Origin of the sequence: Lentzea sokolovensis (assembly GCF_033949975.1) — a bacterium.
In the GTDB taxonomy this organism is placed as follows: domain Bacteria; phylum Actinomycetota; class Actinomycetes; order Mycobacteriales; family Pseudonocardiaceae; genus Lentzea; species Lentzea sokolovensis.
In genome coordinates this window covers 644,357-664,446 of record NZ_JAXAVU010000009.1, presented here as the reverse complement: position 1 = coordinate 664,446, position 20,090 = coordinate 644,357, and the positions used below count along the sequence as shown (strand labels likewise).

General features: G+C 68.2%; 23 protein-coding genes and 3 tRNA genes. 13 read left to right on the top strand and 13 right to left on the bottom strand.

Annotated features, from left to right (window positions below):
- Positions 1-32: 32 nt before the first annotated feature.
- Positions 33-530 (top strand): CGNR zinc finger domain-containing protein, encoded by a 498-nt coding sequence (locus tag SK854_RS20710; protein WP_319976737.1) that lies wholly within the window; start codon positions 33-35, stop codon positions 528-530.
- On the opposite strand, the gene SK854_RS20705 is transcribed toward SK854_RS20710, so the two are convergent.
- Positions 503-1,750, bottom strand: coding sequence for a DUF445 domain-containing protein (locus SK854_RS20705; protein WP_406601795.1), 1,248 nt, complete (start codon positions 1,748-1,750; stop codon positions 503-505). The two genes, SK854_RS20710 and SK854_RS20705, sit on opposite strands and share 28 nt — an antisense overlap.
- Positions 1,751-1,779: 29 nt before the next feature.
- On the opposite strand from SK854_RS20705, the gene SK854_RS20700 reads away from it, so the two are divergent.
- The 4 genes from SK854_RS20700 (at position 1,780) to SK854_RS20685 (ending at position 5,920) form a co-directional block, all read left to right on the top strand.
- A complete protein-coding gene (locus SK854_RS20700) occupies positions 1,780-2,943 on the top strand; it encodes a pyridoxal phosphate-dependent aminotransferase (RefSeq protein ID WP_319976736.1) in 1,164 nt (387 codons plus the stop codon).
- 96 nt (positions 2,944-3,039) lie between these two features.
- Positions 3,040-3,570, top strand: a complete 531-nt coding sequence (locus SK854_RS20695) for an RNA polymerase sigma factor (protein WP_319976735.1) — start codon at positions 3,040-3,042, stop codon at positions 3,568-3,570.
- Entirely contained in the window at positions 3,567-3,926 is a 360-nt protein-coding gene (locus tag SK854_RS20690) for a hypothetical protein (RefSeq protein WP_319976734.1), read from the top strand. Before SK854_RS20695 ends, SK854_RS20690 begins: the two co-directional genes overlap by 4 nt.
- Positions 3,923-5,920 carry a CHAT domain-containing protein gene (locus tag SK854_RS20685; RefSeq protein WP_319976733.1) on the top strand — a complete coding sequence of 666 codons (1,998 nt, stop codon included), beginning with the start codon at positions 3,923-3,925 and terminating at the stop codon, positions 5,918-5,920. Before SK854_RS20690 ends, SK854_RS20685 begins: the two co-directional genes overlap by 4 nt.
- On the opposite strand, the gene SK854_RS20680 is transcribed toward SK854_RS20685, so the two are convergent.
- Positions 5,890-6,600, bottom strand: coding sequence for a S8/S53 family peptidase (locus SK854_RS20680; protein ID WP_319976732.1), 711 nt, complete (start codon positions 6,598-6,600; stop codon positions 5,890-5,892). The two genes, SK854_RS20685 and SK854_RS20680, sit on opposite strands and share 31 nt — an antisense overlap.
- Positions 6,601-6,984: 384 nt before the next feature.
- Between SK854_RS20680 and SK854_RS20675 the strand changes: the two genes are divergently transcribed.
- Positions 6,985-7,782, top strand: a complete 798-nt coding sequence (locus SK854_RS20675; protein ID WP_319976731.1) for a hypothetical protein — start codon at positions 6,985-6,987, stop codon at positions 7,780-7,782.
- Between the two features lie 297 nt (positions 7,783-8,079).
- Here SK854_RS20675 and yczR read toward each other — a convergent pair whose 3' ends face one another.
- On the bottom strand, positions 8,080-9,516 hold the full coding sequence (gene yczR / locus SK854_RS20670; RefSeq protein ID WP_319976730.1) for a MocR-like transcription factor YczR: 1,437 nt from the start codon (positions 9,514-9,516) through the stop codon (positions 8,080-8,082).
- A gap of 61 nt (positions 9,517-9,577) precedes the next feature.
- On the opposite strand from yczR, the gene yczE reads away from it, so the two are divergent.
- On the top strand, positions 9,578-10,231 hold the full coding sequence (yczE, locus tag SK854_RS20665; protein ID WP_319976729.1) for a membrane protein YczE: 654 nt from the start codon (positions 9,578-9,580) through the stop codon (positions 10,229-10,231).
- On the opposite strand, the gene SK854_RS20660 is transcribed toward yczE, so the two are convergent.
- Complete coding sequence (locus tag SK854_RS20660; RefSeq protein WP_319976728.1) at positions 10,182-10,709, bottom strand: Clp protease N-terminal domain-containing protein; 528 nt, start codon at positions 10,707-10,709, stop codon at positions 10,182-10,184. The two genes, yczE and SK854_RS20660, sit on opposite strands and share 50 nt — an antisense overlap.
- The gene (locus tag SK854_RS20655) at positions 10,706-10,915 is read right to left on the bottom strand and encodes a helix-turn-helix domain-containing protein (protein WP_086665473.1); all 210 of its coding nucleotides are present in this window, start codon (positions 10,913-10,915) and stop codon (positions 10,706-10,708) included. The genes SK854_RS20660 and SK854_RS20655 overlap by 4 nt, the downstream gene beginning before the upstream one ends.
- A gap of 61 nt (positions 10,916-10,976) precedes the next feature.
- Here SK854_RS20655 and SK854_RS20650 point away from each other — a divergent pair, with 61 nt between their 5' ends.
- Complete coding sequence (locus SK854_RS20650; protein WP_319976727.1) at positions 10,977-11,687, top strand: hypothetical protein; 711 nt, start codon at positions 10,977-10,979, stop codon at positions 11,685-11,687.
- A gap of 49 nt (positions 11,688-11,736) precedes the next feature.
- Here the strand turns inward: SK854_RS20650 and SK854_RS20645 are convergent.
- The 5 genes from SK854_RS20645 to SK854_RS20625 all read right to left on the bottom strand — a co-directional run bounded on the left by SK854_RS20645 (position 11,737) and on the right by SK854_RS20625 (position 13,157).
- Positions 11,737-11,810: transfer RNA gene (locus SK854_RS20645), tRNA-Phe, on the bottom strand.
- 14 nt (positions 11,811-11,824) lie between these two features.
- A tRNA-Asp gene (locus SK854_RS20640) sits at positions 11,825-11,898 on the bottom strand.
- 37 nt (positions 11,899-11,935) lie between these two features.
- Positions 11,936-12,008 (bottom strand) — tRNA-Glu (locus SK854_RS20635).
- A gap of 148 nt (positions 12,009-12,156) precedes the next feature.
- Positions 12,157-12,786 carry a ScbR family autoregulator-binding transcription factor gene (locus SK854_RS20630; RefSeq protein WP_319976726.1) on the bottom strand — a complete coding sequence of 210 codons (630 nt, stop codon included), beginning with the start codon at positions 12,784-12,786 and terminating at the stop codon, positions 12,157-12,159.
- Positions 12,787-12,911: 125 nt separating this feature from the next.
- The gene (locus tag SK854_RS20625) at positions 12,912-13,157 is read right to left on the bottom strand and encodes a hypothetical protein (RefSeq protein ID WP_093605799.1); all 246 of its coding nucleotides are present in this window, start codon (positions 13,155-13,157) and stop codon (positions 12,912-12,914) included.
- Positions 13,158-13,310: 153 nt separating this feature from the next.
- On the opposite strand from SK854_RS20625, the gene SK854_RS20620 reads away from it, so the two are divergent.
- The 4 genes from SK854_RS20620 to SK854_RS20605 all read left to right on the top strand — a co-directional run bounded on the left by SK854_RS20620 (position 13,311) and on the right by SK854_RS20605 (position 16,566).
- Positions 13,311-13,571, top strand: a complete 261-nt coding sequence (locus SK854_RS20620; RefSeq protein WP_319976725.1) for a hypothetical protein — start codon at positions 13,311-13,313, stop codon at positions 13,569-13,571.
- 55 nt (positions 13,572-13,626) lie between these two features.
- Positions 13,627-13,833: a heavy-metal-associated domain-containing protein gene (locus SK854_RS20615; RefSeq protein ID WP_319976724.1), complete on the top strand. Its 207-nt coding sequence runs from the start codon at positions 13,627-13,629 to the stop codon at positions 13,831-13,833.
- Positions 13,833-16,016 (top strand): heavy metal translocating P-type ATPase, encoded by a 2,184-nt coding sequence (locus SK854_RS20610; protein WP_319976723.1) that lies wholly within the window; start codon positions 13,833-13,835, stop codon positions 16,014-16,016. The genes SK854_RS20615 and SK854_RS20610 overlap by 1 nt, the downstream gene beginning before the upstream one ends.
- A gap of 244 nt (positions 16,017-16,260) precedes the next feature.
- Entirely contained in the window at positions 16,261-16,566 is a 306-nt protein-coding gene (locus SK854_RS20605) for a hypothetical protein (RefSeq protein ID WP_030477904.1), read from the top strand.
- 90 nt (positions 16,567-16,656) lie between these two features.
- Here the strand turns inward: SK854_RS20605 and SK854_RS20600 are convergent, their stop codons facing one another.
- Positions 16,657-16,860 carry a cold-shock protein gene (locus SK854_RS20600; RefSeq protein WP_030477903.1) on the bottom strand — a complete coding sequence of 68 codons (204 nt, stop codon included), beginning with the start codon at positions 16,858-16,860 and terminating at the stop codon, positions 16,657-16,659.
- Positions 16,861-17,314: 454 nt separating this feature from the next.
- Here SK854_RS20600 and SK854_RS20595 point away from each other — a divergent pair, with 454 nt between their 5' ends.
- Positions 17,315-18,355 carry a L,D-transpeptidase gene (locus SK854_RS20595; protein ID WP_319976722.1) on the top strand — a complete coding sequence of 347 codons (1,041 nt, stop codon included), beginning with the start codon at positions 17,315-17,317 and terminating at the stop codon, positions 18,353-18,355.
- On the opposite strand, the gene SK854_RS20590 is transcribed toward SK854_RS20595, so the two are convergent.
- Together SK854_RS20590 and SK854_RS20585 are read right to left on the bottom strand one after the other, a co-directional pair.
- Positions 18,352-19,167 carry a glutamate ABC transporter substrate-binding protein gene (locus SK854_RS20590; protein WP_319976951.1) on the bottom strand — a complete coding sequence of 272 codons (816 nt, stop codon included), beginning with the start codon at positions 19,165-19,167 and terminating at the stop codon, positions 18,352-18,354. The genes SK854_RS20595 and SK854_RS20590 overlap by 4 nt on opposite strands.
- An 82-nt stretch (positions 19,168-19,249) precedes the next feature.
- Positions 19,250-20,062, bottom strand: a complete 813-nt coding sequence (locus tag SK854_RS20585; RefSeq protein ID WP_319976721.1) for an oxygenase MpaB family protein — start codon at positions 20,060-20,062, stop codon at positions 19,250-19,252.
- Positions 20,063-20,090 lie beyond the last annotated feature (28 nt).

Below are 20,090 nucleotides of genomic sequence, written 5' to 3'. Positions count from 1 at the left end.
CGGGCGACCGCCGTGACGCCTACAGTGGTGGGGTGACTGGTCTGACTGTCGGCTGGGATCACGACGTCGAGCTGCTGCTCGACTTCCTGAACACTCGACACGTACTGGACAGTGAAGCCTCCTGGCGCGCATGGGTGACCGAGCGCGGCCTCGGGCGGAGCAGTGAAATCGCGCAGGCGCGCGCCGCTCGTGCGGCGCTGCGGTCGTCGATCGAGGGCTCGTCAGGGCCTCAGACGGCAGCGGGCGTCGTCCACATCGAGCTCACCGACGGCGTTCCGGTGCTGTCGAGCTCGGACGCGCTCGGCGCGGTGCTCGCCGCGTCCGCCCGCCTGGCCGTGCTGGGTTCCTGGGAACGCTTCAAGATCTGTCCCGCCGACGACTGCCTGCGTGCGTTCTTCGACCGCTCTCGCAACCGCTCGCGCACCTGGTGCTCGATGCAGGTCTGCGGGAACCGGGAGAAGGCCCGCACGTTCCGAAAACGGACCCGCGCCCAGAACCCGCCTCAGAACAGCAAGCTGGCCGCGGTGTAGATCACCAGGCCGGCGAGCGCGCCGACCACGGTGCCGTTGATCCGGATGAACTGCAGGTCCCTGCCGACCTGCAGTTCGATCTTGCGCGAGGTCTCCTCCGCGTCCCAGCGCTCGACCGTGTCCGTGATCAGCGTGGTGATCTCCGCGCGGTAGTTGGAGACGACGTACCCGGCGGCCTGCTCCAGCCAGCCGTCGACCTTGGCGCGCAGTTCGAGGTCATCGGTGAGGTTCGTGCCGAGCGTGATCAGGCCCTGCGTGACGCGCTTGCGAAGCTCGCTCGACGGGTCCTCGGCGGCGTCGATGAGCATCTTCTTGGCCGTGCCCCAAGCGGAGCTGATCAGCTTCTGGACGTCCGGGTGGGTGATGACCTGCTGCTTGACCTGCTCGGCGCGGTGCATGGTGGCCGGGTCGGTCTGCATGTCGGTGGCGAACTCGATCAGGAACTGGTCGACGGCGAGCCGCATCGGGTGGTTGACGTCGGTCTTGACCGCCCAGGCGAAGTTGACCAGCTCCGTGTAGACCTTGTCGCCGAGCAGCGCGTCGACGAACTTGGGCGACCACGTCGGCGCGCGGTCCGTGACGATGAGGCTGACCTTGTCGGAGTTGTCGCGCACCCACTCGTAGGCGCGGTCGCACATGAGGTCGACGAGCTTGTGGTGCGCGCCATCGGTCAGGACCTGGCCGAGCAGCTTGCCCAGCGGCGGACCCCACGGCTTCTCCGTCACCCGCTTGACGATCGCCTGTTCGAGGACGGCCTGGACCTCCTCGTCCTTGAGGACCGTGATCGCGCCCTTGATGACGTTCGCGAGCTCGTTGGTGATCCGTTCGGCGTTCTCGGGCTGCTTGATCCAGGCGCCGGCGCGTTCCGCGATGCCCGCTCGGCGGAGCTTGTCCTGCACGACCTCGGGACTCAGGAAGTTGACGCCCACGAAGTCGCCGAGCGTCTGCCCGAACATGTTCTTGCGTTCGGGGATGATCGCGGTGTGCGGGATCGGCAACCCCAGTGGCCTGCGGAAAAGGGCCGTGACGGCGAACCAGTCGGCGAGCGCGCCGACCATGCCGGCCTCGGCGGCGGCCCGCACGTACCCGACCCACGCGCCCTCGAAGGCGTGCGTGCCGAAGAAGATGATCGTCGCGCCTATCAGGAAGCTCGTCGCGACGAGCTTCATCTTGCGCAGGTCCGTGCGCTTCTGCTGGTCAGCGGCGGTCAGTTGCTCCACAACCACATTGTCCGTGAAGATCCTGCGTTGTGCGGGTACCAGCGCTAGTTCCTCGTTTGCAGCCGTTCACGTCGACCATCTTCGCGGAGATGACGGCGCTGGCCGTGCAGCACGACGCCGTCAACCTCGGTCAGGGCTTCCCCGACACCGACGGCCCGTCGTCGATGCTCGCGGCGGCCCAGTCGGCGATCGCGTCGGGCGTGAACCAGTACCCGCCCGGCCCGGGCATGCCGGTGCTGCGCCGCGCCATCGCCGCCCACCGCTCGCGGTACGGGCTCTCGTACGACCCCGACTCGGAAGTCCTGGTGACCGTCGGCGCCACCGAGGCGATCGCGGCGTCGCTGCTGGCGCTGGTCGAGGCCGGCGACGAAGTGATCCTGATCGAGCCGTACTACGACTCGTACGCCGCCTCCGTTGCCATGGCCGGCGCGACGCGGGTGACCGTGGGCCTGCGCGAGGACGAGTCGGGCCGGCTGGCGTTGGACGTGGACGCCCTGCGCGCCGCCGTGACGCCTCGGACGCGGGCCATCCTGGTCAACTCGCCGCACAACCCGACCGGGACCGTGTTCCGCTTGGAGGAGCTCCAAGCAATCGCCTCTTTGTGCGTCGAGCACGACTTGCTGGCGATCACCGACGAGGTCTACGAGCACCTGGTGTTCGACGGGCTCGTCCACATCCCGCTGGCCTCGCTGCCGGGGATGGCACCACGCACGTTGTCGATCTCCGGTGCCGGCAAGACGTTCAACTGCACCGGCTGGAAGATCGGCTGGGTCTGCGGCCCCGCCGAGCTGGTTTCCGCGGTCCGCGCGGCCAAGCAGTTCATGACCTTCGTGGGCGGCGCACCGTTCCAGCCCGCCGTCGCACACGCACTGACCGCCGAACTGGACTGGGTCACCGGGCTGCGCGACTCCCTCGCCTCGAAGCGCGCGCGTCTGGCCGAGGGCCTGCGTGCGGCCGGTTTCGAGGTGCGTTCCTCCGAGGGCACGTACTTCATCTGCGCCGATGTACGCCCCCTTGGCCACACGGACGGCCTGGCCCTGTGCCGCGAACTGCCCGCCCGAATCGGCGTCGCCGCCGTTCCCGTCCAGGTGTTCACCGACCGCCCGGCGGACTGGCAGCACCTGATCCGTTTCGCGTTCTGCAAGCAGGACGCCGTGATCGACGAAGCCGTGGAGCGCCTCCACAAACTGTAGTTGTCCACAGCTGTGGACAAGTTTCTCCACAACTGTGGACAACCCACTTTCGAGTGAGGCCGGGAGCCGCAGCACCGGAGTTCGACTCCAAATGGCATGGACTCGAACACTGAGGTTCTCGCGGCTTGGCGTTCCGGCCTGTCCGGCTGGGACGCCCTGGTCGACCGCTACTCCCGCCTGGTCTGGTCGGTGCCCAGATCGTTCCGCCTGAGCCATGCCGACGCCGCCGACGTCTACCAGTGCACCTGGCTCTGCCTGGCAGAACACCTGACCCGCCTCCGGGAACCGGATCGCCTCGGCACCTGGCTGGTCCGTACCGCCACCCGCCAGTCGCTCACCGTCCTGCGCACACGGGGCCGCGAGGTGTCGTACGACCTGTGGGAGCCGACGTCGGTCCTCCCCACGCCCGACGAGGTCGCGATCACCACCGATCGGCAGCGCCGGCTCTGGTCCGCCCTGATGACCTTGAACGAACGGTGCCAGCGCCTCCTGCGCATCGCTGCCCACAGCCCCGAACTGAGTTATGCACAGGTTGCCGTCGCCCTGGGGATGAAGGTGGGGAGCGTTGGCTCCACGCGCAGCCGCTGCCTCGCTGAGCTGCGGCGGAAGCTGGAGGACCTGCGATGAGGGACTCGCTGCTCGACGAGATCGTCGGCCTCTTCCGCTCGGACGCGCCACCGGCCGCTCTCACTCCACGCCCGACCGGCCTCGAACCCATGGCCCCTGTGGACGAACCGGTCCGCGGCGCCTCCCACCAGCTCGTCTTCCACCTCGGTGCCGGCCGCCTGCACCTGCGGCTGGACCCCGGCCACCTGACCGGAGTGCTGGACGAGCGCGGCGTCTCCGTCGAGATCCATTCGCCGTCCGCCGTCCAAGCCCTGCGACCCGATCCCGAGGGCTGGTTCCGCGCCACCGTCAAGCCCGGCCCGGTGTGCGTGACCATCCCCGAACTGGGCCTCACGACGGGCTGGTTCGTCGCGTGAGCGCCAGCGCCGATCCACAGGCGACCATCGCGACCACCGAGGTTCGCGGCACGAAAGCCCAGCGCGCCGACGCCCTGCACGACCTGAGCATCGCCCACGTCGAGCTCGGCCACCTGGACGTCGCCGCCCGATTTGCCCAGCGCGGGCTGCGGCTCAGTGGCGAAGCCCGGTTCCACCTCACGCTCGCGTGGATCGACCTCGATCGGGGCCGCCACAGGCAGAGCCTCCACCACCTGGATCTCGCCACACCCCGTCTGCGTGGCGGGGAACTGGCGCGGGCGAGGTGTCTGCGTGGGCTGCACCTCTGTCAGTCGGCTGAACCGCGGCTGGCGATCGCCGAACTCACGTCCGTCATCAAGGAACTGCGGAGGTACGGCGATGAGCGGTGGTTGGCCAACGCGCTGATCGGGCGTGGGATCGCCCGGTGCAACGCCACCAGACTCACTGCGGCCGAGGCCGACTTCAGCTCCGCGCAGACGTTGCTGCACGCCATGGGTGAGCCTGGACGTGCGGCGATGTGTTTGCACAACCGGGGTTTCGTCGCGATGCTCGCCGGGGATCTGCCGCTCGCCCTCCGCCGGTACGAGGAGGCCGCGAAGGCCGGTCTCGACTCCACGAGCCGGCCGGAGGCCCTGGTCGACCGGGCGGAGGCGTTGCTCGCCGGCGGACTCGTGAGCGAAGCGCGGCGGGTGCTGGCTCCCGCGCTTGAGTTGCTGAACCGGTGCAAGCGGCACGTGCCCGAACTGGCGGTGCTGAGTGCTCGGTGTGCGTTGCGCGACGGAGATCGGGCCCCCGCGCTGAGGCTGGGAGGTTCGGACGTCGAGTTCATGCTCGCCGCCGGGAAGTTCGATGCCGTTGCGGCACATCGGTTTCGCGGGCCGGTGCAGACGCGGGCGCTCGGGTGGCTCGCACAGGCACGAAGATCAGATCGGCGCGGGGCGCTGGCCGCGTGCCGGGCCGGCCTCAAGTTGCTCGACGAACACCACGGCGACTGGCCGCGCCGCGAGCTGACCGGGCACGCGCTGGGGCTCGCCAGAACCGCTCGTGAGGTGCTGCACTGGTCGGAGCAGCATCGGCGCTCGACTCCGTTGCCTCCCAACGATCCTGAGCTCGCACGGGTGCTGACGGACCTGAGGCGCGCGAGAGCGTTCGGACTTCCCCTGGAGGCGTTGGAGCGGGACGTCCGGCGGCTGACGCTCGCCGCCGATCCGCGAGCCCGGAGCGACGTGGCAGCGCCTCCCGAACTTCCACTGGTCAGCTTCATCGTCCACGAAGGACAGATGCGGGCAGTCACGCTGATCAACGGACGCGCCCGAATGCGAGTGATCCCCCAGCCCGCCGAACTCGTCCGCACCGCCAAGCTCGCACTGCAGGCCGGGCGCGCCATCACCACGGACCTCCTGCCGGACGAAGAGGAAGTCATCGTGATCCCGGACGGCGTGCTCCACGAGATGCCGTGGGCGGCACTCGGCCGCCGAGTCCACGTCCTCCCGTCGCTGCGGCATTGGCGGCCGTCCAGTCGCGGCGGACACCGAACGTGGATCACCGGCCCTCACCTCCAGAACGATGAAGTGCCCGCACTCCAACAGGAGCACGGCGGAACGGTCGCCAAGTCCACTGTGGAGTCAACGATCAACGCACTGGAAGGCGCCGGGATCGCGCACATCGCGGCGCACGGGCACGTCAACCCGGACAACCCGCTGTTCTCCTACCTCGAACTCGACGACGGCCCGCTCTACGGCTACGACATCGCCAGGATCGAGACCCCGCCCGAGATCGTCGTCCTGTCCGCCTGCGAGTCAGGCCTCGCCCGCGCGTTCCTCGACGCCGGCACCCGAGCGGTCATCGCGACCACCCTCCCCGTACCGGACGCGCGGGTCAGCGAGTCCATGGCCGAGGTTCACCGCCGGATCGGCCATCCCGCCGAGGCAGCGCGAGCCGTCGCGCACCTCGGGTTCAGCTGTTACGGCACCGGGACCAGGGTCGCGGCGTGAAGCGCAGCCGCGAACGAGGTGCCGGTGCACAGCAGCTGAGACGAACCGACCGTGGCGGGCACGTCGACGCCGGACACGACCACGTCCACCCACGGCCCGTGCCCCGAGAAGGCTTCGGACGCACCCACCGCCGTGACGTCGGGCAAGGCGGCAGGCCACCACGGGCGGGCGGAACCGCCGTTGCCCGCCGCGGCCACGACGTTGCGCCCGCAGCCCGACAGCACCGGCGGGCATTCGTCGTCGAACGTGTAGGTGCCGGACGCGACCAGCACCACCGGCAGGTCGCGGGTGGCCTTCAACGCCGCGGCCAGGGTCAGGTCGTCGCCGAAGCCCGAGGCACCCAGGACGGGGAACGGGCGCACCAAGGCGCCGTGGTGGCGGAGGACACCGGCGACCAACGCTCCGTGCGGCGCGTCGAGAGGGGTGTCGAGCAACGCGACCGTGCCCTCGCCCAGCAGATCCGGGAAGCGCTCACCGACCACCGGGCGGGACGTGCCGATCATGATCGGGCAGGCGAGGTGGACGTGGTTCGGCGTTGCCCCCACATCAAGCGCGATGGCGACGACGCGCTCTCGTTCGGACGCTTTCAGGTGCATGCGGATGACGCCCGAAGCGATCTCCTCGTGCGAGTAGACGCCTCGCAAACGCTTGCGCACAGTGGGTGCGTCTGTCGGCAGCACGATCAGTTCCCCCGAACGGACCAAACACTCGTTTGGACCCGCTGGGTCGTGCGCGATCACAGGGCCGAGTGCACGGGAGGCGTGATCGACCAGCTCAGAGAGGCTGCTGACCTGCTTGGGCGCGTCCACATCGGACACCATCCCCCGCCGCGACACGGTCCACAGGGGACCGAGGCGCAAAGTCACTCGATCCGATGACGACACTGACGGTGTTCATGCCTGATCAGGGCAACACGGACAGCCGCACGAGACCGCCCTTCCGGGTGTTTCGCGCCGAGTTGGTTCGCAAAGTCACTCACCGGTGCTAGACATAGCTCTACGTCGACCTCCGACGGCGCGCTGTGCGTTGAGGGTGACCTGAAATGGTGGACGGGTGGTGATCCTGTGGCAGGTGGTGGAGTTGGCGCACTGCTGCTGCGGACCGCTGCGCTCGGCGGGCTGACCGCCGCCGCCTGGTTGCTGAGCGGGACGTCCGCGTCCGCCAGTCCCGAGGAACCCCCGGCCGTCGAGATCACCACCGAGACCGCCGTCGAGGCCCCGAAGCTTCTGGAAGATCCCGCCGGGTGGGCCGAGGCCTTCACCGCGTCGGTGATCGAGAGGCATCAGCCGGCCAGGCTCGTTCCGCCGCCCGTCGTGACGAGGCCCGCGGAAGAAGAGCCGCAGGAGGAAGAGGACGAGGGTCCGATCCTCGACTTCACCGGCGGCTCGCAGGGCAACACCCGCTCCGGCTCCGTCTCGAACGAGGCACCGCCCGAGGTCATCGCGGCCAAGGCTCAGGTCCGCGCCGCCAAGATCGCCGCGAAGCTCGCGGCCGAACTCCCGCCGCCGCCTCCTCCGCCGCCGCCCGCCGCACCCGTCGTGGCGGTCAAGAAGTCCGTGCCGCTTTTGCCCGATCTTCCGGTGTCCGCTCCCGTGAAGGCCGAGCCCGCGCCGGTGAGCGACCTCACCTGGTCGACTCCCGGACCGGACGCTCCGCTGCCCGCACCGCAGCAGGCACCCGTGGTCGCCACGGCCTCCGCGTCGTCCGGCCACACCGACAACTCCGGCGGCACGCGCGGCGTGCTCGCTGTTCTGACGTCGCAAAACTCGCTCTTCCCGCCCGCCACGTGGTCGGTCGAGGAGCGTCGCGACGGCACTGAGCCCGGCAGCATTCCGGGTCTGCCCAGCACGTCACCCGACTGAGTCCGACAGGACAAGTCTGCCCTCTGCGCGATTTGTGACCGTCTCGTGCCGTCGCGCCAGTAACTCCTTCTGTCATTTCCCGTTGTACGCAAGGAACCCCCAGTCTTCCTGACCTGCCAACCGCGCCCTGGCAGGTCGGGTCTGGTCCGAGTGCCGCGCTGCCCCCGCAGTCTCGGACCACACGGGAAACCTGCGGACGGGGAACGCCAATCCCTGGGACGTTCCCCTCCGCAGGCCTCTCGTTTGCAAGTTCGTCGGCCCGGTCTCCCCCGCTGCGGGAGACCGGGCCGACGTGTTTCACGCGACCGGCGTCGACAGCTCGGCATCCGCCGGAAACCCTGTTCCTGCAACAGATGCAGCTATCACACCCAAACGGCCGATCGCCTCCCGCAGCACTTCGGCCGACTGCGTGTACGGCACTCGGAGCATCTGCTCGCATCCGCCGTGCACGGCCCACCGGGGACCGGGCACGAGCCGCAGGCCGTGGTTCTGCGCCATCACGGCGATCCTGGTGCTGACCGGCGCATCGAGCGTGCACCACAGGCCGAGGCCACCGGCCGGAACCCGGAAGCTCCACTGTGGACAATGCTGCGCCAGCGCCTCCACCGCGACGTCACGCTGCGCGGCGAACTCCAGGCGCCGTTGCCGCAGCACGGGTTCCGGATCCTGCAGCAGGTCGGTCAGCACCAGTTGCTCGAACACCGGCGTCCCGAGGTCGATCGCCGCCCGCGTGGACGTCAAGCGGTGCACGATCTCCGCCGATGCCCGGATCCACCCGACGCGCAGCCCTCCCCAGTGCGACTTGCTCGCGGATCCCAGTGTCACCACCAGATCCCCGCCGAACGCCGCCATGGGCAACGGCATCGGTTCGTCGGTCAGCGACAGCTCGACCAGCGTCTCGTCGACGACGACCGGCGTGTGAGCCTTCCGCAGCACGGCGACGAGCTTCTCCCGCCCGGCGGAGGAGAGCAGGGCACCGGTCGGGTTCTGGAAGTCGGGGATGAGATAGGCCAACCGGGGCCCGACCTGCCGCAACGCCGCCTCGTACGCGTCGACGTCCCAGCCGTCGTCCGTCATCGGCACCGGCACCGGGATCGCCGACGCCGCCCGCACCGCCTCCAGCGCGTTGGGATAGGTCGGCTGCTCGACCAGCACCCGGTCGCCGGGCCCGGCGAACAACCGCAGCGTCAACGCCCACGCGTGCTGCGCTCCTGACGTGACCACGATCTGGTCCGCGGAGGTCGGCAGTCCTCGCGCGGTGTACCGGTCGGCGATCACCTGGCGCAGCGCGGGCAACCCGCGTTCGTGATAGCCGTGCGACGCCAGGTGCTCGGGCATCTGGGCCATCGCCGCGACCATCGCCTGCCGCAGTCCGGGATGTGCCGGCGGGGCACACCGGGTCAGGTCGATCAACGTGTCGTCGCCACCCGTGATGCCGCCGCCGGCGCCCACCGGACCGTTGATCCACGATCCGGCCCCGCGCCGCGACTCCACGACCCCCTCGGTGCGCAGCTGGTCCAGCGCGGTGGTGATGATGGTGCGGCTCACGGGCAGCGCGTCGGTGAGCTCGCGTTCGGACGGCAGCCGCGTCCCGATGGGCAACCGCCCGTCCGCGATCAGCAGTTTCAACGCCGAGGCGAGGTCTGCGGACCCCTGCCGGGCACCACCACGACGCCACTCACCGAGCAGCCGAGCCAGTCGAGCACCGGATACACGTCCACCTGGTGGGAGCATGAGGCCAATTATCCTGAATTGGCTATGGATTACCAGGCCAATCGAAGCTCAGTATGGCCACATGGCCTCCATGACCGCACTCCACCAGGTCTCCGTCCGGATCTCACCCGCCCGTCGCCTCCCGCAGCTCGTCGCAGGCCTGTGGCTCTACGGCGCGAGCATGGCGATGCAGATCCGCGCGACCCTCGGCCTGAACCCGTGGGACGTGCTGCACGAGGGCCTCGCGAAACTCACCGGCCTGAGCTTCGGCCTGATCACCGCGATCACCGGCGTCCTGGTGCTACTGGCGTGGATCCCGCTGAAGCAGAGACCGGGCATCGGCACGATCGCGAACGTCGTCCTCATCGCCGTCAGCGTCGACGTGACGCTCGCGATCCTGCCCGCGCCGCAAGGACTGCTGCCCAGGATCGTGTTCCTGACACTGGGCATCGTGCTGAACGCCGTCGCGTTCGCCGCGTACGTCGGCTCCCGCCTCGGACCGGGCCCGCGCGACGGCCTGGTCACCGGATTCTGCCGCCGCACGGGCATTTCCCTGCGGGTCACGCGGACCGTGCTCGAACTGATCGTGCTCGGCACCGGCTGGCTGCTCGGCGGCACGGTCGGCATCGGCACGGTCCTCTACGCGCTCGGCATCGGCCCGCTCGCGCAGCTGTTCCTGCCCGCGCTCACCTGGCGCGAGCGCTCGCGGCCCGTTTGCGAATCTCCTCGTACGTGACGCCTCGCTCGGTCAGCACCTCGGCCACGATTCCCTTGCCCTGCAACAGAGCCAGCACGACGTGCTCGGTGCCCAGGAAGTTGTGGCCGAGGTCGCGGGACTCGCGCAACGAGTTCTCCAGCGCCTTCTTGACGGCCTTCTCCAGCGGCATCCCGAACCACCGCCGGCGCGGACCCTGCCGCAACACCCCGGTCCCGAGCGACTGCTCCACCGAGTCGATCACGGCGTCGACGTCGATTCCCAAGCCCCGCAACGCTTCCGCGTCGGCCTTGGTCAGCCCGCCCTTGCGCCGGTAGTCCCGGAACGCCGTCTCCAGCTCATCGCGCGGCAGGTCGAACCCGGCCAGCACCGGCGCGTCGAGCAACGCCAGGAACAGGTGCTCCACGCCGACCTCGCTCGCGTGGACCTGTTCCGCCTCCCGCACCGCGGTCTTGACCGCCTCACGGGCTTCCTTGGTGAACCGCTCCGCGATCATCATCGACCCCCGTGCTTCTTGTGGACCGCCTGGCGGGACACCCCGAGTTCCGCCGCGATGTCCTGCCACGACCAGCCCTGGGCCCGCGCACTGCGGACCTGGGCGGCCTCCAGATGTTCCAGCAGTCGCCGCAACGCGGTGACGGCCCGCAACCCGACCTTCGGGTCACGATCCCCAGCCGCTGTGGCGAGATCCGTCGCTTCCGTCATGCCGTCAACGTACGTTGACAATCCGGATCCGTCAACCAATGTTGACACGTACGGTGGAGCCGTGAAGATCGAGACCGCCGAGCAGGGGGCTCCGGGCCGAGTCACCGAGGATCGGATCAGGGTGCTGCCGAACGCCGTCGTCGTGCTCGACGGCGTGACCTCGCGAACCAGGCCGCCTGATCGCAACGGTGGTTGGTACGCCTCGGAACTCGCCGGCGAACTGGCCGGGCTGATCAACGCCACCGACCCGTTGACCGACGTTCTCACCCGCGCCATCGCGAATCTCGCCGAGAAGCACGACCTGATCCCCGGCGACTCCCCGTCGTCCACCGCGGCGATCGTCCGCTGGAACGACGACACGATCGACGCGCTCGTCCTGTGCGACACCCCTGTTGTCGCGTTCGGACAGTCCACCCGAGTGCTTGAGGACACCAGACTCGAGGACCTCCGGCCGGACCCGGACATCCTCAGGTGGAAGAACAAGCCCGGCGGTTACTGGGTCGCGGAGGCCGATCCCGTTGCGGGACACCACGCCCTGACCGCCTCCTGGTCCCGCGCGGAGGTCACGCGTGTGATCGCTCTCACAGACGGTGTCTCCTGTGGAGTGTCCGACTACGGGCTCTTCGACTGGGAGGACCTGAAGCAATTGCCACTGGGCGAAGTGCTCGACCGAATCCGGGAAGCCGAGCGCGGTGATTCGGAGCACAAGCGTTGGCCCCGCTACAAAACGCACGACGACCAAGCCATCGCTCGAATCGACTTCAGCGCATAAACGAAAGAAGCCCTCGCAACGTTCTGCGAGGGCTTCTTTCGAAGAAGGATGGCCAGGGGCGGGGTCGAACCGCCGACCTACCGCTTTTCAGGCGGTCGCTCGTACCAACTGAGCTACCTGGCCATGGAAAAGAAAAGCGACCCAGACGGGACTCGAACCCGCGACCTTCGCCGTGACAGGGCGACGCGCTAACCAACTGCGCCACTGGGCCTTGCTCTTGCTGTCGTACCTTACCGTACTTTACTGCGTGCCCCCAACGGGATTCGAACCCGCGCGACCGCCTTGAAAGGGCGGGATCCTAGGCCGCTAGATGATGGGGACTAGCTGGTCTCTGGAAGCATCGTAAGCATATGCCATAGGTCCACGCATCTCCAAAACGGGGTCCCACTTATGCGTTGACCTGCCGAAACCCCCTGCGGGCCGAGATCGAGCAGATCAACAAACGCCTGTTCAGGGCCTTCGAGGCCCTTCACGGGGTTTCAGACGCAGTTTGTGATCCAGACAACTTCCAGCCGGCGGACGTGACGCTGGGCAGCACGTGCCCCAGAACCTCGCGGATCCGCTCGGGGAAGTCCGCACACGCCGTCGTCGCGGAGGAGATCAGCCGCGAACCGAGCGCCGCGCTGCACAACGTCCGTGCGACCGCTTCGGGATCGACGCCGGGGCGCAGGTCTCCGCGTTCTGCCGCCTCGAACACGTAGGCGGCGACGAGCTTCTCCCACAGGAGGTGCGTGTTCGGGACGCCCGGATATCCGACTTCCCGATCGGCGTTGAGCCGCACGCCGGCACGCAGCACCACGTCGGCGGCCATCCGGTCGGCCGACTCGGCGAACATCCCGTGCAGGGCGCTGAGCGGATCGAGGCCGCGCAGCCGCCACGTCTCCCTCATCCGCGCCCACAGCTCGCTCTGCCGTTCGACCAGGGCGTCCGCGACCGCTTCCTTCGAGGGGAAGTGGAAGTAGAACGCGCCCTTGGTCAACCCGGTGCGCGCGAGCACGGCGGTCAGCGACGTGCGCTCGTAACCGAGCCGGTCGAACTCCTCCGCCGCGGCGTGGAGTATCGCCTCACGTGTCGCGTACGCCCGGTCCTGCTGGGGCATGGGTGAAGGTTAGCCGTTGCCGCAAAAGAGACCCGTGGGTATGTTTCCGGTTGCGGCCCTGCTCCGCAGACGCGCTCCGGGGGGTGCGCGCCTGGAGTCAGGGCCGCTTTCGCGTGCGCACGCCGTCACCGTTGCGCCGGTGGCAGCCCGCCGTCCTCGCCCGGTGACAGGCCCAGCATGTCCAGCAGCATCCGGCAGTCCTCGGCGCCCAGCGCGCTGCGCGCGACCGCGAGCCTGGCCCGGTGAACCTGATCGTCGGAGATCCGCGAGGGTTCTCCGCTCCGCTGGGCCGGCACGTTCGGCCCGCCCTGTCGCGACATGCTGTCGTCCTGTGTGAACAGGAACTTCCGCACTTCCAGTGACCCGCTCATTGCACCCTCCCCGACTTGAGGTGTGGCGCGAGGCTAAGCGACCTGGGACAACGGCCGCAGCCCCCCGCAGAGTGATTCCACCGCCACCCAGCGTTACTTTCTGTACTGGTGCGTTGTGTGCCTCATGGGAACGGGCCAGTGGATGATGGACCGATGACCGACCCCACGCCGGAGCCTTCCCCCGATGCAGAGGGCCAAAACGCGTCTCAGCCACCGCCCGACGTCGACCAGGAAGCGATCTTCAAGGCGCTCAGCGGCATCGACCTGAACACGATCGAAGCCGACATCGAGTCCGCGTTCGGTTCGAGGATGGCCGAGCTCGACAAGATGCTCGAAGGCCTCGACGACCTGGTCAACAAGATCGAGAGCGATCTCCACAACCTGGACCAGCCCAAACCCGAGAGTCCTCAGTAGATCCCTTACCCCAGGGGGGTATAGACTCGGAGCCCCGTACAGAGAAAGGGCTCTCATGTCCGTCACTGCCACCTACACCGTCACCGGCATGACCTGCGGCCACTGCGTCAGCTCCGTCACCGAGGAGCTGACCGAGGTCTCCGGCGTCACGGGCGTCGACGTCGTCCTCGAGACCGGCGCCGTGACCGTCACCAGCGACCGCGAACTCGGCCGTGACGAGGTCGTCGCCGCCGTGACCGAGGCCGGGTACAAGGTCGCCTGATGACCACGACCGAGCCTCGTCACGTCGAGCTCGCCATCAGCGGCATGACGTGCGCTTCCTGTGCGAACCGCATCGAACGCAAGCTGAACAAGCTCGACGGCGTCTCCGCCACTGTGAACTACGCGACCGAGAAGGCCAGCGTTCAGTTCCCGGACGGCCTGCGCGTGGACGACCTGGTGTCGACCGTGCGCGCGGCGGGCTACGACGCCGAGGAGCCCCGGCCGGAGGCTCCCGAGGTGGACGAGGCCGGTGAGCTGCGGCTGAGGGTCACCCTCGCCGCGGTGCTCGGCGTGCCGGTGATCGCGTTCTCGATGGTCCCGGCGTGGCAGTTCCCCACCTGGCAGTGGGTGTCGCTGGCGTTGGCGAGCGTGGTCGTGTGGGTGTGCGGCTGGCCGTTCCACCGTGCGGCCGCCGTCAACGCACGGCACGGCGCCAGCACCATGGACACCCTCGTGTCGATGGGCGTCACGGTCTCGTACCTCTGGTCGCTCTACGCGCTGGTGTTCGGCGAGGCCGGGACGATCGGGATGCGGCACGAGTTCAGCCTGCTGCCGCGCCCCACCACCTCCGGTGACATCTACCTGGAGGTCGCGGTCGGCGTGACCGTGTTCCTGCTGCTCGGACGCTGGCTGGAGGCCCGGTCGAAGCGCAGCGCGGGTGCGGCCCTGCGGTCGTTGCTCGCGCTCGGCGCCAAGGACGTGGCGGTGCTGCGCGACGGCGTGGAGACCCGCGTGCCGATCGGCCGGCTCCGGGCCGGCGAACGGTTCGTGGTCCGTCCGGGTGAGCGCATCGCCACTGACGGCCTAGTGGTCGAGGGCAGTTCGGCTGTGGACCGGTCGATGGTCACCGGGGAATCGGTGCCGGTCGAGGTCGGCGCGGGCGATTCCGTGGTCGGCGGGACGGTCAACGCCGGCGGCCGGCTGGTCGTCGAGGCGCTGAGCGTCGGCGCGGACACGCAGCTCGCGCGGATGGCCAAGCTGGTCGAGCAGGCCCAGGCGGGCAAGGCGCAGGTGCAGCGGCTGGCGGATCGGGTGTCCTCCGTGTTCGTCCCGGTCGTCGTGCTGATCGCCCTGGTGTCGTTCGGCGCGTGGCTGCTCGCCGGCCGTCCACTGGAGTTCGCGGTGACGACGGCGGTAGCGGTGCTCGTGATCGCATGCCCGTGCGCGCTGGGACTGGCGACGCCGACGGCGTTGCTCGTGGGCACCGGCCGCGGCGCACAGCTCGGGATCCTGGTGAAGGGTCCAGAGGTGCTCGAGTCGACCCGGCGCGTGGACACCGTCGTGCTGGACAAGACCGGCACGGTCACGACCGGGCGCCTGACGCTGGTCGACGTGATCCCCGCGGACGGCGCGGAACGCGACGAGGTGCTGCGGTTCGCGGCGGCCGTCGAGAACGCGTCCGAACATCCGATCGGCGCGGCGATCGTCCGCGAGGTCGACGACGTCCCGCCGGTGTCGGACTTCGTGTCCACGGACGGCGTGGGCGTCAGCGGCGTGGTCGAAGGACGACGCGTCGTCGTCGGCCGGGTGCGGAACGTTGTCCTTTCACAGGAAATGACTGAGGCCCTGGTTGCTCACACAACTCGGACTGTGGTCGCGGTTTCCTTTGATGACAAGGTTGTCGGCGCCATCGTCGTGTCGGACGTCGTGAAACCCACGTCCGCACAAGCGATTGCGGAACTCAAGGGGCTCGGCCTGCGCCCGGTGTTGCTGACCGGCGACAACGCCGCGGTGGCCGCCGAGGTCGCGGCGGAGGTGGGCATCGACGAGGTCATCGCCGACGTCCTGCCCTCCGGCAAAGTCGAAGCGGTCCGGAATCTCCAGGCACAGGGCCGAGTTGTGGCCATGGTCGGCGACGGCGTGAACGACGCGCCGGCACTCGCGGCCGCGGATCTGGGGCTGGCCATGGGAACCGGGACCGACGTCGCGATCGAGGCGAGCGACCTGACGCTGGTGCGCGGCGACCTGCGCGTGGCGGCGGACGCGATTCGGTTGTCCCGCAAGACCTTGGGCACCATCAAGGGGAATCTGTTCTGGGCGTTCGCCTACAACGTCGCTGGACTCCCACTCGCGGCACTGGGCCTGTTGAACCCCATGATCGCGGGCGCCGCGATGGCCTTCAGCAGCGTGTTCGTTGTTACCAACAGCTTGCGACTGCGGGGTTTCCGTCCATCGGCAGCATAAGAATCTCGTTGGGAACACTCCCCAACAAGCTCGTGCGCATGCAACAATCCAAAAGCTGACACACCCCCGGTCAGCGCCTGTGGAGATCCCCTCCGGCCCCCGCGTTCCTCCCCCTGGCGCGGGGGCCTCCGCAGCTCTCCAGCAGGGCCCCCGGTAGATCCACTCTGAGTAGAGCCATTTACACCTTGGGGTGACCCGGCTCACAGGGGTTTGGCTTCCGTGACCGAGCCGTTATCGTGTCCCGGTGCCCATTGGATCCCTCGGACGCTCCAAGTCCGGCCGTCACCGCCCCGCGGACGAACCGCAGCAACCGGAGACGTCGCACGACGAAGAGCTGACCTCTTACCTGGCCGCCCTGGCCCCGGACGCGGACAACGAGACCACCGCGTCGGGCTTCGGCAGCGCGCAGGTGTACCAGCTGAGGCTGCAACTCATGGCGAACGAGCAGCTCAAGGAGCTCGCCGCCGAGCGCCAGACCTCCCCGCAGGCTCTCGCCACGGAGTGGGTCATGCAGCGCCTGGAGTGGGAAGCGCGCCAGCGCGGCCACTAGACCCAGACACAACGGAAGAAGGACCCTCGACCGAGCCCGGTCGAGGGTCCTTCTCACTTACGACTCAACTGCGGCGTGTTGCAGATCTGATCAGACCGCGCGGACGTTCTGGGCCTGCGGACCCTTGGTGCCCTGGCCGACCTCGAACTCCACTCGCTGGTTCTCCTCCAGGGTGCGGAAGCCCTGACCCTGGATCTCCGAGTAGTGGACGAAGACGTCAGCGCCGCCGTTGTCCTGGGCGATGAAACCAAAGCCCTTCTCGGAGTTGAACCACTTGACAGTGCCCTGTGCCATGTACCTGCCTCCATCGCAGGAAAGCTTGGGGCTGCACCGTGCAACCCCGGCCGTCCCGGGGGCGTTCGGCAAACTCGCTGAGAGCGCACCGCACGCCCGCGTGTCGTTCCGCGAGCGTGTGAAGCACGAACACAGAAACCACGGCCTGCGCGGGTCAGCCTAACGTGTGATTGGTCATAGCACTACAGGTCATTACTGGCCAGTTGTGTGCCTCAATAGGGGGAAACCCGCTGGTCCGGGTGGGTGATCGCAATTTCCCGAGCAACGTGTTCCACGGCCGTGCGTCCTCTTCAGCGTTGGACGAGGGGATCTTGGGGGGCACGTGTTCAGGCCACTGGTTTTGGCTGTACTACTGGGATTGACCGCCTGCAGCGCCGCGCCCGAGGGTGCGCCTGGGGCTGGTTCGTCGCCTGCTGCTCCGGCCGCGGAGCAGAAAGCGAAGGCAGTACTGACGGTGACGCCCGCATCGGGCGAGGGGATCAGCCCGGCCGGACCATTCGAGGTCGGAATGACCGGTGGCGCGCTGACCTCCGTCGTGCTCACAGGCGCCGACAGCCGGGTGGTGAAGGGGGAACTCACCGCCGGCAGGTGGGTCGCCACCGAGGATCTGGGCTACGACAAGGCCTACACGTGGTCGGGCTCGGCCAAGGGCGAGGACGGCACCGACGTCCCGATCACCGGCTCGTTCCGCACGATCAAGCCGCAACGGCTCACCAGCGCGAAGCTCAACGTCGACGACAACCAGACCTACGGCATCGCGATGCCGTTGAAGGTGACCTTCAGCGCGCCCGTGCAGGACAAGGCTTCCGTGCAGAAGGCGATGACCGTCAAGACGTCCGTGCCGACCGAGGGCGCGTGGGCGTGGCTGTCCGACACCGAGGCGCATTGGCGGCCGAAGGAGTACTGGAAGCCGAACACCGAGGTCGCGCTCGACGTGAACGTCTACGGAGTGCCGTTCGGCGGGGGTGCCTTCGGCAAGAGCGACGTGCACGCGCAGTTCAAGATCGCGGACCGGGCGCTGGTGGCCAAGGCGAACACGCAGACCAAGCGGTTCGAGATCTACCGGGACGGCGTGCTGCTGCACGACCTCCCGGCGTCGTACGGCAAGGAGAGCGACCCGGGCAGGGTGACCCGGTCCGGCATCCACGTGGTGCAGCAGAAGGAAGCCTCACGGCGGATGAAGAGCACCGTGTACAACTACGACGTCCCGGTCACGTGGGCGGTGCTGATCTCGCAGAACGGCGAGTTCGTGCACGAGAACAATGACACGATTCCCAGCCAGGGCAAGGAGAACGTGTCGCACGGGTGCGCGAACCTGTCCGGCCCCAACGCCAGGATCTTCTTCGACCTGACGATGGTCGGTGACCCGGTCGAGGTCGTGGGTTCCTCGGTGCAGCTCGGGCTGGCCGACCCGAACGGGCCGGCTCACAACGACTACTGGCAGTGGACGCTGGACTGGGCGGCCTGGACCGCCAAGTCCGCGGCCATCAGCTAGGACTTTTCCGTGATCTGCGGTGGCTGCGGGATCTCGTAACCCGACGGACCGACGTTGCGTTCGAGAGCCCGCTTCCACTCACCGCTCGAAATCATCTTCTCGATGGCGTCGTTGACGGCGTCGCGCGACTCGGCGTCACCCTTCGGCACACCGATGCCGTAGCGCTCCTTGGAGAACGTCTTGCCGACGAGCTTGAGCAGCTCGGGGTTCTCCGCGGCGAACCCGGCGAGGATGACCTCGTCGGTCGAGACGGCGTCGACGTTGCCCGCCATGAGAGCGATCACGCAGTCGGAGTACTGGCCGTACTCGACGAGCTGCACGTTCTTGGAGTAGTCCGACTTCACCTTCTGCGCCGAGGTGGAACCCTTGACCGAGCACAGCTTGCGGCCGTTCAGCGTCTCCGGACCCTGGACGTCCTGCTCGGAGTAGCGCACCAGCATGCCCTGGCCCGTCTCGAAGTACGGGCCGGCGAAGGCGACCTTCTCCTTGCGGGCGTCGGTGATCGAGTACGAGGCGATGATCAGGTCGGCCTCGCCGTTCTCCAGCATCGACTCGCGGGCGGCGCCTCGGGCCTCCTTGAACGTGATGCCGGTGTCCTTCACGCCGAGCTCGTTCGCCACGTACTTGGCGACGTCGACGTCGAAGCCGACGTACCGGCCGTCGAGACGCCGCTCGCTCAGGCCCGGCTGGTCGTAGCGGATGCCGATGGTCAGCTTCCCGGAGTCGGCACGTCCGATGACTGTGCTGCTGTCACCGCTCCCACAGGCGGTGGCGAGCACCGCAACGGCGATCAGGAGCGCGGCACGACGGATCACGACAGGCCTTCCGGGGGTGTTGTGGATTCGTGCGCAATGCTACGGACCTGCGGCGATGATCGACTGTGATGTATGACAACTACGGAAGCCTCGCTTTACTGGGTGTCACATGCCTGCCCTGCCGCTCGATCGCGCGCCTGAGATGGCCGGGCGGAGCCAGCTTTCTGATCTTGAAAGGCACGATAAGCGCAGCTCGGCGCATCATTCGCAGCCATCGATCGGCGTGAACGTAGGGCTCGCGGCCGTGTAGTTCGAGCGCCCACTCGGGTAGTACCGAGTACGCCAGGTGGCCCACCAGAACCCGGTACACGGGCAGTCCGTGGCGGAGCCACCCTTGCACGGGCGGACCGTGCAAGAAGTCGTAGATCACATCAGAATCGGTCGTTCGACGCAGAAACGGACGCATCCAGTCGAAGTATTCGGCCATTTCGCGCCTGGATCCCGGTACTTCATCCGGGTGCAATCCGACCAAAGCGGCCGCAGATCGTTGTTCGGCGTAGTAGAGGTCCTTCTGCCTCCCGGACAGCCCGTACCCCGCGCGGTCGAGCACTGTTTCGAAGCAGGAAACCTCCGAGCAATGAACCCAGAGCAGCAGTTCGGGGTCGTCGACGCGGAACGTCCTGCCGTCGACGACGCCGCGCAGGCTGCGGTGCGTGGCCCGCACCCGTGCCGCCGCGGTGGCGATCTCCTCGTCGGTGCCGTAGACGCCGAGGTCGACGAAATCCGCCGTGCGCTTGAGCCTGCCGAGCGGATCTGCCTGGAAGTTCGAGTTCTGCACGACACCCGCGACCGCCCTGGGGTGCAGTGCCTGCAGGTAGAGGCTCGCGATTCCGGCGATCCACATCGTCGGATCCGCGTGCAGCTGCCAGCTGACGGAGTTCGGATCGGGCATGCGGACATCGTCCCGTCTCGCCAGGATG

Bases quoted from the DNA above. Each gene is read 5' to 3' on its own strand.
- SK854_RS20625 (WP_093605799.1), bottom strand. From the start codon at position 13,157: ATGAGCGGGTCACTGGAAGTGCGGAAGTTCCTGTTCACACAGGACGAC.
- SK854_RS20695 (WP_319976735.1), top strand. From the start codon at position 3,040: ATGGACTCGAACACTGAGGTTCTCGCGGCTTGGCGTTCCGGCCTGTCC.
- SK854_RS20585 (WP_319976721.1), bottom strand. From the start codon at position 20,062: ATGCCCGATCCGAACTCCGTCAGCTGGCAGCTGCACGCGGATCCGACG.
- SK854_RS20660 (WP_319976728.1), bottom strand. From the start codon at position 10,709: ATGATGATCGCGGAGCGGTTCACCAAGGAAGCCCGTGAGGCGGTCAAG.
- yczR (WP_319976730.1), bottom strand. From the start codon at position 9,516: ATGCTCCCACCAGGTGGACGTGTATCCGGTGCTCGACTGGCTCGGCTG.
- SK854_RS20600 (WP_030477903.1), bottom strand. From the start codon at position 16,860: ATGGCACAGGGCACTGTCAAGTGGTTCAACTCCGAGAAGGGCTTTGGT.
- SK854_RS20655 (WP_086665473.1), bottom strand. From the start codon at position 10,915: ATGACGGAAGCGACGGATCTCGCCACAGCGGCTGGGGATCGTGACCCG.
- SK854_RS20610 (WP_319976723.1), top strand. From the start codon at position 13,833: ATGACCACGACCGAGCCTCGTCACGTCGAGCTCGCCATCAGCGGCATG.
- SK854_RS20690 (WP_319976734.1), top strand. From the start codon at position 3,567: ATGAGGGACTCGCTGCTCGACGAGATCGTCGGCCTCTTCCGCTCGGAC.
- yczE (WP_319976729.1), top strand. From the start codon at position 9,578: ATGGCCTCCATGACCGCACTCCACCAGGTCTCCGTCCGGATCTCACCC.
- SK854_RS20615 (WP_319976724.1), top strand. From the start codon at position 13,627: ATGTCCGTCACTGCCACCTACACCGTCACCGGCATGACCTGCGGCCAC.
- SK854_RS20620 (WP_319976725.1), top strand. From the start codon at position 13,311: ATGACCGACCCCACGCCGGAGCCTTCCCCCGATGCAGAGGGCCAAAAC.
- SK854_RS20630 (WP_319976726.1), bottom strand. From the start codon at position 12,786: ATGCCCCAGCAGGACCGGGCGTACGCGACACGTGAGGCGATACTCCAC.